Source organism: Hyphomonas sp. (assembly GCF_046313735.1).
Classification (GTDB): domain Bacteria; phylum Pseudomonadota; class Alphaproteobacteria; order Caulobacterales; family Hyphomonadaceae; genus Hyphomonas.
On the sequence record NZ_JBKBXW010000002.1, the window covers coordinates 207,929 to 219,990 of the forward strand.

Annotated in this window: 9 protein-coding genes and 1 pseudogene; 5 read left to right on the forward strand and 5 right to left on the reverse strand. The window is 64.9% G+C overall.

The features are described from left to right. Positions 1–141 precede the first annotated feature (141 nt). From glmS to ACK4SV_RS02165, 3 genes are all read left to right on the forward strand, one after another. Positions 142–1,968, forward strand: a complete 1,827-nt coding sequence (gene glmS / locus ACK4SV_RS02155) for a glutamine--fructose-6-phosphate transaminase (isomerizing) (protein WP_409916144.1) — start codon at positions 142–144, stop codon at positions 1,966–1,968. A gap of 32 nt (positions 1,969–2,000) precedes the next feature. After that, entirely contained in the window at positions 2,001–2,930 is a 930-nt protein-coding gene (locus ACK4SV_RS02160) for a hypothetical protein (protein ID WP_409916145.1), read from the forward strand. A gap of 104 nt (positions 2,931–3,034) precedes the next feature. After that, positions 3,035–4,189 carry a DegT/DnrJ/EryC1/StrS family aminotransferase gene (locus ACK4SV_RS02165; protein WP_409916146.1) on the forward strand — a complete coding sequence of 385 codons (1,155 nt, stop codon included), beginning with the start codon at positions 3,035–3,037 and terminating at the stop codon, positions 4,187–4,189. Positions 4,190–4,481: 292 nt separating this feature from the next. Here ACK4SV_RS02165 and metK read toward each other — a convergent pair whose 3' ends face one another. The 4 genes from metK to ACK4SV_RS02185 form a co-directional block, all read right to left on the reverse strand. After that, positions 4,482–5,663: a methionine adenosyltransferase gene (gene metK / locus ACK4SV_RS02170; protein WP_409916147.1), complete on the reverse strand. Its 1,182-nt coding sequence runs from the start codon at positions 5,661–5,663 to the stop codon at positions 4,482–4,484. A 29-nt stretch (positions 5,664–5,692) separates the two neighbouring features. Then, a complete protein-coding gene (purU, locus tag ACK4SV_RS02175) occupies positions 5,693–6,550 on the reverse strand; it encodes a formyltetrahydrofolate deformylase (RefSeq protein WP_409916148.1) in 858 nt (285 codons plus the stop codon). Positions 6,551–6,577: 27 nt separating this feature from the next. Next, positions 6,578–7,987 (reverse strand): adenosylhomocysteinase, encoded by a 1,410-nt coding sequence (gene ahcY, locus ACK4SV_RS02180; RefSeq protein ID WP_409916149.1) that lies wholly within the window; start codon positions 7,985–7,987, stop codon positions 6,578–6,580. Between the two features lie 110 nt (positions 7,988–8,097). Further along, on the reverse strand, positions 8,098–9,192 hold the full coding sequence (locus ACK4SV_RS02185) for a glycosyltransferase (RefSeq protein WP_409916150.1): 1,095 nt from the start codon (positions 9,190–9,192) through the stop codon (positions 8,098–8,100). Positions 9,193–9,467: 275 nt separating this feature from the next. On the opposite strand from ACK4SV_RS02185, the gene rfbC reads away from it, so the two are divergent. After that, entirely contained in the window at positions 9,468–10,025 is a 558-nt protein-coding gene (rfbC, locus tag ACK4SV_RS02190) for a dTDP-4-dehydrorhamnose 3,5-epimerase (protein WP_409916151.1), read from the forward strand. Positions 10,026–10,141: 116 nt separating this feature from the next. After that, complete coding sequence (locus ACK4SV_RS02195; RefSeq protein WP_409916152.1) at positions 10,142–11,614, forward strand: DUF2793 domain-containing protein; 1,473 nt, start codon at positions 10,142–10,144, stop codon at positions 11,612–11,614. Here ACK4SV_RS02195 and ACK4SV_RS02200 read toward each other — a convergent pair. Further along, a pseudogene (locus tag ACK4SV_RS02200) lies at positions 11,611–12,062 on the reverse strand (hypothetical protein); the annotation flags it as partial. The gene ACK4SV_RS02195 and the pseudogene ACK4SV_RS02200 overlap by 4 nt on opposite strands.

The window sequence follows — 12,062 nt, forward strand, 5'->3', positions numbered from 1 at the left end:
ACGAATGAGGCAGCAGCCTGCCCGCAAAGCGCCTTATTCGGTGTCACAAACGCTCATAAATCGTCATTGTGCAGCCGGACTCGCGGGGTTTATGGAGGAGGCCGGTGGCAGGCGGGGGCCAGGTTCACGGAGAAGCTCTGCATGTGTGGTATTGTCGCGATTTCGGGCAAGGAAGACGTCGCTGGCCGGCTGGTCGGAGGGCTGAAACGGCTGGAATATCGCGGCTATGACAGCGCGGGCATCGCGACGGTCGCTGGCGCCGGCATTGCCCGGTCGCGGGCGAGCGGCAAGATCGTCAACCTTGAAGCCCGGCTGAAGAATGCGCCGCTGGAAGGGCGCACCGGCATCGCCCACACGCGCTGGGCCACGCATGGCGCGCCGAACGAGACAAATGCCCACCCGCACCTCTCCGGCAAGGTCGCCATCGTCCATAACGGCATCATCGAGAATTACCGCGAACTGCGCGAGGAACTCGAAGCCAAGGGCCGCGTTTTCGAGTCGGAAACCGACAGCGAAGTCATCGCCCAGCTGATCGACGCCTATATGGCTGAGGGGCAGGACCCGGTGGAGGCATTTGCCTCGGCGCTTACGCATTTCGAGGGCGCGTTCGCGATTGCGGCCGTGTTTGCCGATGATCCCGGCCTCGTGATCGGGGCGCGCAAGGGCTCGCCCCTCGTGCTCGGCTATGGCGAGGGCGAAATGTATTTCGGCTCCGATGCCATCGCGCTCGCCCCGCTGACGCGCGAAGTGACCTACCTGGAAGAAGGCGACTGGGCCGTCATCCGCCCGGACAGTTTCGACATCCGCAATGCGCGCGGCGACCGGGTGAACCGGCCGCGGGTGACCTCGGCGGTGAACGATGCGTTGATCGAGCGCGGGGCCTATGACCATTTCATGCTCAAGGAAATCCATGAGCAGTCTGAATCCATCGCCCGCTCGGTGACGCCCTACATCCACCAGGCGACGCAGACCGTGCGCGTGCCCGAAAGCGCCGAGGCGCTGTTCGCCGGAGCCGACCGGATGGTCGCCATCGCCTGCGGCACGGCCTATTACGCGGCTTTCACGGCGAAATACTGGTTCGAGCAGATCGCGCGCCTCGCCTTCGAGCCGGATATTGCGTCCGAATTCCGCTATCGCCGCCCGGTGCTGCCGGTGAGCGGCCCGTCGCTGTTCGTCAGCCAGTCGGGCGAGACGGCCGACACGCTGGCGGCGCTGCGCTATTGCCGCGAGAACCGGACGCCCGCGATTGCGGTCGTCAACGTGCCGGAAAGCTCCATCGCGCGCGAAGCTGCCTCCATCGTGCCGACCCATGCCGGGCCGGAGATCGGTGTGGCCTCGACCAAGGCGTTCACGGCGCAACTTTCTGTGCTGGCGATGCTGGCGCTGTCGGCGGCCAAGGCGCGCGGCCACCTGTTGCCGGGCGATGAGCAGAAATATGTCCGCAGCCTGCTCGCCCTGCCGCGCAAGATCACCGAGGCGCTCGAGGCGCAGGCGGATGTGAGGGAAATCGCCCGGCACATCGCGAACAAGCGGGACGTGCTGTTCCTCGGCCGCGGGCGGTATTATCCGCTGGCGCTGGAGGGGGCGCTGAAGCTCAAGGAAGTCTCCTACATCCATGCCGAGGGCTATGCCGCCGGCGAACTGAAGCACGGCCCTATCGCGCTGATCGAGAAGGGCCTGCCGGTCGTCGTCGTCGCGCCGAAGGATGAGCTGTTCGAGAAGACGATCTCCAATGTCGAGGAAGTGCGCGCACGCGGGGCGGAGGTGATCCTGATTTCCGACGATGCGGGCATCAAGGCAGCCGGCAAGCGCGCCGACCATGTGATCCGCCTGCCGGACGGGGACGAGCTGTCGCTGCCGATTCTGGCGGCGGTGCCGCTGCAGCTGCTGGCCTATTACGTCGCCGTGACGCGCGGGACCGATGTGGACCAGCCGCGCAACCTTGCGAAATCCGTCACGGTTGAATAGGCCTGTCCCCGGGGACACCGGAGGAAGAGGCAGTGCCGGACACATCCATCGACGCCATCGAGGCGCGCGTGATCGCGCAGATCCGCGAGCGGGGGCCGCAGCTCGGCAAGGAGCTGGCCTTTGCGATGCCGGAAGTGCCGGTGCTGGCGCTGTGGCAGGCCTGCTACCGGGCGAGCCAGTCTTTCCTGATCTCGCACTTTGCGAGCTATTACCTGCGCTATGACATCACGCGGGAGGACGAAGTGCGCCTCAGCCCGTCCATCCTGCGCGATTTCCTGTCCTTCACCCTGTTCGGCCTGCCTGAGCAGCGCGAGGCGATGATCGAGCGGCAGGGATCGCTCTCCAACATGCACCGCGAGATCAGCCGGGAGAAGATTGCCCTCGCCCAGGCGGTGATGAAACAGGTGTTCCTGAAGCTCACCCGCGAAATCCGCAGCCAGCTCTGCGCCTTCATCGCCGGGGACCTTGCCTATTTCCTTGCCCATAACGAGCCGCGCGAACATGCCGCCTCCGGCGAGATGGTGCGCGGATCGGATGTCGATATCGTCATCATCCTGTCGGATGCGCTGCCTGAGGAGGTGAAGGAGACGATCGATGCCGAGATGCTGCGGCAGAAATCGGTTTACCTGCGCCATCCCGACCACCGCCAGGAGATCGACTTCATCACCAAGCGCCAGTCCACCATGGAACGCCAGTTTGGCTATGGCGACATCCATGACAAGATTGCCAGCAAGATCGCCTATGAATCGATGTTCCTCGGCGGCTCGCTGACGCTGTACATGGAAGTGCGCGATGCGATGACCCGTCTCGGCGTCGACAAGCTGATCGAGGCGGATTTCGACCATGCGCTGAAGGACCGGAAGAACGCGATGCGGCGCCTCCTGAATGCCGATCCGGCCTCGATTGATGACGAGATGCGCTCGCTGTTCTATTTCTCGCAGGAGCGGGTCGAGTTCAGCTGACATACTGCGCTGACACAGGCTGAAACCAAGTGTGACTGGCCTTGCGCCGCGCGCCGCGCCAGAGAGCGCGGCAGTAAAGTTTCCGCCCAAGGACCCCCACGCCCATGCAGTTCATCGACCTTCAGGCCCAGCGCCGCCGTATCGAGACCGAGATCAACACCGCCATCCAGCGCGTGATCGAGAGCGGGCGCTATATCCTTGGGCCGGAAGTGACGGAGCTGGAGAAGCAGCTGGCGGCCTGGTGCGGTGCGAAACATGCGGTGTCTTGCGCGAACGGCACCGACGCGCTCGCCCTCGCCCTGATGGCCTGGCAGCTGAAGCCGGGCGAGGCGGTCTTCTGCCCGAGCTTTACCTTTGTGGCGACCGCGCAGGTCGTGCCCTGGCTCGGCGCGGTGCCGGTCTTTGTGGATATCCTTCCGGACACCTACAATATGGATCCGGCGAGCCTGGAAGCCGCGATTGCGCGCGTGAAGGCGGAAGGCAAGCTGAAGCCCAAGGTGGTCATCGCGGTCGACCTGTTCGGTCAGCCGGCGGACTATCCCGCGATCCGCGCGATCTGCGACCGGGAAGGCATGAAGCTGATTGCTGATACCGCGCAGGGCTATGGCTGCACGCTGGACGGGCGGCATCCCACCGACTGGGCCGACATTGCGACGACGAGCTTCTTTCCGGCGAAACCGCTCGGCTGCTATGGCGATGGCGGGGCGATCGTCACCAACGATTCCGCACTGGCCGAGCTGATCGAGTCGCTGCGCGTCTATGGTAAGGTGACGCCGAGCGATGCGGCAACCCGCAATTTCCACCATGATCCCAAATACCTCTCCCTCCGTGTGGGGATGAATTCTCGCCTTGATACGATCCAGGCGGCGGTGCTGCTGGAGAAGCTGAAAATCTTTGCCGATGAGATCGAGCTGCGCGAGCGCGTCGCGCGGCGCTACTCGGCGGGCCTTGAAGGCCATGTGCGGAGGGTCCCCGTGGTGATCGCCGGCGGCCAGAGCGTCTGGGCACAGTATGTGATCGAGCATGAAGCCCGCGACGGGCTGCAGGCGCACCTGACGGCGAACGGCATCCCCAGCATGGTCTATTACCCCGTGCCGATCCACAGGCAGGACTTCGCCGCCCGCTTCGCCCCGCCCGCCGGTACCCTTCCGGTGACGGAGGAAGCGAGCTGCCATGTGCTGGCCCTGCCGATGCACCCCTACCTCAGCGAGGACGATCAGGACCGGATTGTGGACACGGTGCTGGGATTTAACGGCTGATCTGTGGGGCTGTCGTCATCGGTCTTGGCATCCCGGCGAAAGCCGGGACCCAGCTTAAACCATCCGTGCGCGGATATTATGGGTCCCCGCTTTCGCCGGGATGACATGAGAGGGGCGGCGCCTCGAAGGTTGTGCGCCGTTGAATTGTTGCAGCCTCCAAACCTCCAGTCGCCTCTCGCAGGGAAGAGGGGGCAGAGTCTTTTTTTCGTCGCCCGGGAAATCGCGTTGCGATTTCCAGTTCCGGGCGCCCCCCCAACCCCCTCTCCCAAGGGAGAGGGGGCTTCAGAGGGCCTCAGTTCACCAGCCGTTTCAGGTCGTCGACGAGGTCGGTCTTTTCCCAGGTGAAGGTGCCGCCTTCGCCCGGAATGCGGCCGAAATGACCGTAGGCGGCGGTGGGGGAATAGATCGGGCGGTTGAGCTTCAGGTGTGTGCGGATGCCTTTGGGCGAGAGGTCGAACAGCTCGCGCACGGCCTTGGCGATCTTCGCTTCGTCCGCTTCGCCGGTGCCGTGGGTGTCAACATAGATCGACAGGGGCTGGGCGACGCCGATGGCATAGCTGACCTGGATCGTGCAGCGCGCGGCAAGACCGGCGGCGACGATGTTCTTGGCGAGATAGCGCGTCGCATAGGCAGCCGAGCGATCGACCTTGGACGGATCTTTTCCGGAGAAGGCGCCGCCGCCATGCGGGGCCGCGCCGCCATAGGTGTCCACGATGATCTTGCGGCCCGTCAGCCCGCAATCGCCATCCGGCCCGCCGATGATGAAGCTGCCGGTGGGGTTGATGTAGAATTTGTCTTCCGGCGGGAACCAGCCCTCGGGCAGCACCCTCTGGACGACCGGGCGAATGATTTCGCGCAGGTCGGCCTGGCTGACGCCGGCCTTGTGCTGGTGGGAGACGACAACGGCGTTGACGCCAACCGGCTTCGAGCCCTGGTATTGCAGCGTCACCTGGCTTTTCGCGTCGGGCTCAAGCTCCGGATTGGCGCCCGAATGGCGCAGCTTCGCCAGCTCTTCGAGGATCTGGTGGGAATAGACGAGCGTGGCGGGCATCAGCTCCGGCGTCTCGTTGGTTGCGTAGCCGAACATGATGCCCTGGTCGCCGGCACCTTCTTCCTTGAACAGGCCCTGGCCTTCCTCGACGCCCTGCGCGATTTCCGAGGATTGTCCGTGGACGTGGTTTTCCACGACCATGTGCTCCCAATGGAAGCCGTCCTGCTCATAGCCGATCTTCTTCACGACCGCGCGGGCGGCGGTGTTCATTTCGTCCGGCGTGACGACGGCGCCATTATTGGTGCGCACCTCGCCGGCGAGGACGACGCGGTTGGTCGTGCACAGAGTTTCGACAGCGACCTTGGAGGTCGGGTCCTTCGTGAGGAACAGATCGACAATCGCGTCCGAAATCTGGTCGGACACCTTGTCGGGATGGCCTTCCGCGACGCTTTCGCTGGTGAATTCATGGGATCTGAGCGGCATACGGAAGGTCCTTTCGGAATGGAGACGGGTTAGCGGGCGAAGACGACGGTGCGTCCGGAGTTCAGGAAAATTCGGTGTTCTGCATGGGCTTTCACCGCGCGCAGGAGGGCGAGGCCTTCCAGGTGGCGGCCAGTCTCGACCATGTCTTCGGGTGTGAAGGTATGGTCGATGGTCTCGGTCGCCTGCGCGATGATCGGGCCTTCGTCGAGATCGGGCGTGACGTAATGGGCCGTCGCGCCGATCACCTTCACGCCGCGCGCATGGGCCTGGTGATAGGGCCGCGCGCCCTTGAAGCCCGGCAGGAATGAGTGGTGTATGTTGATGACCCGGCCCTCAAGGCGCTCGCACGCCTGGGCGCTCAGCACCTGCATATACCGGGCAAGGACGATCAGCTCCGAGCCGGTCTCGCGGATGATGCCATGGAGCGTTTCTTCTGCGCCGGCCTTTGTGGCAGCGGTCACCGGCACATGGAACCAGGGCAGGTTCCAGTGCGCAAAGGACGCTTTCAGCGTGTCATGGTTGGACACGATGCCCGTCACCTCGATCGGCAGCTCGCCGCGCCGGGCTGCATAGAGCAGCGTGTTGGCGCAGTGGTCGGACTTCGACACCATCAGCAGGGTACGGATCTTTTCATCCGTTGGCCGCATCTGCCAGTCCGCGTCGAGGTCGGAGGCGAGCTGGCCGAGGTCACCGATCAGCGCGGTCATCTCATGCCCGTTGCCGGGTGGGGTGAAGACGAGGCGCGCAAAGAAGCGCCCCGTCTCCGGATCCCCGAAGGTGCGCGAGGCCGCGATGAAACAGTCATGCTGCGCCATCACCCGGGCTAGGCCCGCGACGATGCCGACGCGGTCCGGGCAGCTCAGGGTGAGGATGAATGGCTGCGGCACGCCCGCCTGTCCCCGGCTTGTGAGCGATCAGTAGCGGTAATGGTCCGGCTTGAACGGGCCGGCCGGCGTCACGCCGATATAGTCCGCCTGATCGCCGGAAAGCTCCGTCAGCTTCACGCCGAGCTTGGCGAGGTGCAGGCGGGCGACTTTCTCGTCGAGGTGTTTCGGCAGGGTGTAGACCTTGTTTTCGTACTGGTCGCCCTTCGTCCAGAGCTCGATCTGGGCGAGCGTCTGATTGGTGAAGGAGGCCGACATCACGAAGGAGGGGTGGCCGGTGGCGTTGCCGAGGTTCACGAGGCGGCCTTCGGAGAGCAGGATGATGCGCTTGCCATCCGGGAAGGTGATCATGTCCACCTGCGGCTTGATGTTCGTCCACTGGAAGTTCTTTAGGCCGTCGACCTGAATCTCATTGTCGAAGTGGCCGATATTGCAGACGATCGCCATGTCTTTCATCGCCCGCATATGGTCGACGGTGATGATGTCCTTGTTGCCGGTCGCGGTGACGAAGATGTCGAATTGCGGGGCGGCGTCGTCCATCGTGGTGACTTCATAGCCGTCCATCGCCGCCTGCAGCGCGCAGATCGGGTCGACTTCGGAAACTGCCACGCGCGCGCCCGAGCCGGACAGCGAGGCGGCCGAGCCCTTGCCGACATCGCCATAGCCCGCCACGAAGGCGCGCTTGCCGGCCATCATCACGTCCGTGCCGCGGCGGATGGCGTCCACGAGGGACTCCTTGCAGCCATACTTGTTGTCGAATTTCGACTTGGTGACAGAGTCGTTGACGTTGATCGCCGGGAAGGGCAGCTCGCCGCGCTTTTCCAGCTGGTAGAGGCGGTTGACGCCTGTGGTCGTCTCTTCCGAGACGCCCTTGATGGCGGCCTTGGTCCTGGCGAACCAGCCGGGGCTGGCGGCGATCCGCTTGCGGATCTGGGCGAAGAGGATTTTCTCTTCTTCCGATTTCGGGTCCTTGAGGACAGAGGGGTCGGCCTCGGCCTTCTCGCCGAGGATCAGGTAGAGCGTCGCGTCGCCGCCATCATCGAGGATGAGGTTCGCGCCCTGGCCGCCTTTCCAGTGGAACAGGCGGTCGGTGAAGTCCCAGTATTCTTCCAGCGTCTCGCCCTTATAGGCCCAGACGGGGGTGCCATTGGCGGCAATCGCGGCGGCGGCATGGTCCTGCGTCGAGTAGATGTTGCAGGAGACCCACTGGACCTCGGCGCCGAGCGCTTCGAGCGTCTGGATCAGCACGGCGGTCTGGATCGTCATGTGCAGCGAGCCGGCGATGCGCGCGCCTTTCAGCGGCTGGGACGGGCCGAATTCCTCGCGCGCGGCCATCAGGCCGGGCATCTCGGTCTCTGCGATGGCGATTTCCTTGCGGCCGAATTCGGCGAGGGAGATGTCCTTGACCAGGTAGGTCTCAGTTGCCTCGAGAGTGCTCATATCAACGATCCTTTATATGATTATGCGCGGTTAACATGCGGGGCGCAGCGGCGCAAGCGCAGGTGCGCCCTATCGCATCCCTGGGCTGGATTTTCGGCCCCGGGACCGGGTCAGGCAGCGACGATTTCGGCTGCGTGCGGGGCTTCGTCCGAGAAGATCGCATTGCGATAGACGCGGGAGCCGAGGCGGCGGCGGATGGCAGCCTGCGCGCTTTCAGAGATGCGGGCGCGGCGGGCCGGATCGTCCGCCAGGCTCCGCAGCGCCTCGACACCGGCGTCAAAGTCGGCTTCGGCCCAGACCACCGGGTCCTGCGGCGCGTAAACGCCGGTCGGATCCTTCACCGGGCCAAGCCGGTAGGGCAGCAGGATGGACGCCTCTGCTGACATGAATTCCAGATTGCCCGACCAGCCGGTGGCGATGACGCTCTTGCCCCGGGCCATGGCCTCGGCGAGGTGGACGCCGAAGCCTTCCGACCGGTGGGGAGAGAGGATGATGTCAGCGCCGTCGAGCAGGGCGGACTGGTCCGGCTCCGGCAGGGTCTGGTCGAGGATCGAGATGCGTTCATCGCCCTCGGCGGCGTCCTGAAGCTCCCGCGCATAAGCCGGGAACAGGTGCAGGTTGCGGCATTTGAAAACGAACTCCGCCTTCTGGGACGCCGAGCGGGAGGCCGGGAAGGCCGCGCGGAACATGCGTAGCGCGGCGGCCGGGTTCTTGCGCTCCAGCGACGAGCGCGCATCTGCCAGCGTCAGCACAAGGAGGGGCTCTTCGCCGTCCGTGCGGTCAGATGGGCGGCCTGTGACCGGAATGAAATGCGGCACGACGCGGATCGGGCAGTCAAACTCGCCGGAAAACGAGTCCGCGACGAACTGGCTCGGCGCCCAGACTTCGGAGACATAGCGCGTCTGGCGCGCCCAGTGGCGCGGCGGCGACGTCAACTCCCACGCCCAGGCACCGATGATGCGCCATCTGTGCCAGCGGCGAAGGCCAAGCCCTGCAAGCGCGCGTTCCATCTCCGGCGGATTGGCGAAGATGATCAGCGTACCGCTTTCTTTCTGGTTCAGCGTCCCCAGCGGCAGGCAGGGTTCCAGATCCGCCTGATTGAACATCGTGCTGAGATCAACGGCGAGGGGATGGAACCCTTCCGCTTTCAGGGCCTCATAACACGCCCGTGCGGCACGGCCCAAACCGTTCCCGGTGCGGAACATTCCGGCGATGATCAGAGGCGTGTCCGCCGAGATCGCAGGGGCCTCGCGCAATGGGCGCGGAAGCAAAAGGCTTCGCGCCACGGATTTCCCGTTCTGAATTGCTGATGAAACTTTCACCCGGCCTACGCTCGCAACAAAGTTCGATCAGCCCCCGGTGTCTCTATGCCAATGCCCGCTCTGAGACACAAGGAAGATTTCGGCCGCAGTGCACAACAAATTCTTGGTGACGCGGAAAAAGGCATGTAGGCCAAAGCATTGCAGCAATGGAGGCAGGAATGTCCTTGAAAGTGGAAGCGCTCGCGATTCCGGATGTCAAATTGGTGACACCGGCCCGGTTCACTGATGATCGCGGGTTCTTCAGTGAGACCTGGAATGCGGAGCGTTTCAGCGCAGCGGGCATTGATGCGGCCTTCAATCAGGACAATCATTCCCTGTCGGTCCATGCCGGCACCGTGCGCGGTCTTCACTATCAGGCGCCGCCTTTTGCGCAGGCAAAGCTGGTGCGTGTGCTGCGCGGGGCAATCATTGATGTGGCCGTGGATGTGCGCAAAGGCTCGCCGACCTACGGCCAGTGGGTGAAGGCGGAACTGACGGCAGAGAACGGCGTGCAGATCTTCGTGCCGCGCGGCTTCCTGCACGGATTTGCGACGCTCGCGCCGGACACCGAGGTCGCCTACAAGGTCGATGCCTATTACTCCAAGGAGTGCGACGGGGCGGTGGTCTGGAATGATCCGGACCTTGCCATCGACTGGGGGATCGATCCGGCTTCGGCGAAGCTCTCGCCCAAGGATGCGGGCGCGCAGAGCTTCCGGGACTTCCAGACGCCGTTCTGAGCCCCGCCGGTTTCTGCCGGGTACATCGCTGCCTCTCCCTGTGGAATTCCCTGCATCTGCAACAGGTCCGGACAATCGTATCCGACCCGGTTGCAGGCGGGGTTATTCTGCGGCGCATGACAGACACACCTTTCGCCGATACGAGCCCGCGCCTTCACCTGCCTTACCTTCTGGCCAACCAGGCGCAGAAACATGTCACCCTGAATGAGGCCCTGACACGGCTGGATGCGCTGGTGCAGCTGGCGGTCGAAAGCCGCAGCGCGGACGCGCCGCCGGAGGAGCCGGAAGATGGGGGCGTCTGGATCATCGCTGCCGGGGCTTCCGGCGACTGGGCGGGCCGGGACGGCCAGATTGCGGCCCGGCAGGATGGCGGCTGGCGATTCCTGGCGCCGCAGCCCGGCTGGGCAGCCTTCGTGCTGGACGAAGGCGGGTTTGCCGTCTGGACGGGCAGCGACTGGGCCGCCGCGGCGCCCCTGCCGGAAGCACTGCAGAATCTCAGCCGGCTGGGCATCGGCACCAGTGCGGACGCGGCAAACCCCTTCGCCGCGCGGCTGAACACGGCCCTCTGGACAGCCCTGCCGGCAGCAGACGGCGGCACCGGCGACCTGCGCTATACGCTGAACAAGGAATCGGCGGGCAATGTGCTGTCGCTGCTGCTGCAGTCGGGCTGGTCGGGCCGGGCGGAGATCGGCCTGACCGGCGATGACACGCTGCGCTTCCGGGTGTCGGAGGATGGCAGCGTCTGGCGCGACGGCATCGTGGTGGCGCCGGAGACCGGCCAGGTGAGCTTTCCGCACGGCGTGGACGGAATCCGCGAACGCCTCGGCGCGGCGCGGACCTATTATGTGCGCCCCGACGGGAGCGATGCGAACACCGGCCTCGCCAACACCGCTGCCGGCGCCTTCGCGACGGTGCAGAAGGCGTTTGATGTGGTCTTCAGCGGGCTGGACCTCGGAACGCATGATGTGACGATCCAGCTGGCAGACGGCACCTATACTGCCGGGGCGACCGCCGCCGGGCCCCGCACCGGCACGGGAGATGTCATCCTGCGCGGCAATGCGGCCAGCCCCGGCAATGTGATCATCTCAGCCGCCTCGGTCGCCTGTATCCGGGCGATGTACGGTGCGGCGCTGACCGTGCGGGACATGACACTGGAGACGAGCGCGGCGGGCGTGAATTGCCTGATGGCGGCCTTCAACGGTGTCATCCAGTTCGCGAACCTGCGCTTTGGCGCGTGCGCCGGGCTGCACATGCGGGCCGAGATGAACGGTATCGTGCAGGGGGTGGCCGGCGCGTCCTACCAGATCACCGGCGGCGCGCTGGTGCATTACAGCGCGGCGCTGAACGGCAATATCCGCATCCAGAACACATCCGTGACGCTGACGGGAACGCCGGCTTTCACCACCGCCTTTGCCTTCGGCCTGCTGGGCGGGTGTATCAGCGTCAACGGCAACACCTATACCGGCGCAGCGACCGGCTCGCGCTATGTGTTGTCCGGCAATGCGGTGATCAACACCAACAGCGCCGGCGCGTCCTTCCTGCCGGGCAATGCTGCCGGCTCGGCCGCATCCGGCGGGCAGTATCTCTAGGGTTCGCCGTCTGCTGCGGCGTCTTCCGGTTCGGCATCGGCCTCCAACCTCCGGGCGAGGAGGCCGAGATAATTCGCGGCGATTTCCTGCATCTCCAGCGGCACCTCGGTGAGCTTGCGCACCCGGGCCTGCATCCGCGCGATCTCGTCCCACTCGGCCTGCGTGAAGCGCGAGATGGTCACGCTGGAGGTATGGCGCCGGTGATAGTTGAGGGCGCGGGGATCGAAGGCGACCTTGCCCATCAGGGCGAGGTGGGCATAGGCGCACCAATCGCCGGCCACGCGGAAGGCGCGGATGTCCTTCATGTGCTTGCGCAGCACCTGCGCCAGCGCCTCGCGCCGGAACAGGGCGCCGGACACGTTCGGGATGGTATTCTTGACGGACAGGCCGCAGGCCAGCTCCTCGGCGCCATCGCGGACATAGGCGCTGCGCCACTGGTCCGGGCTGA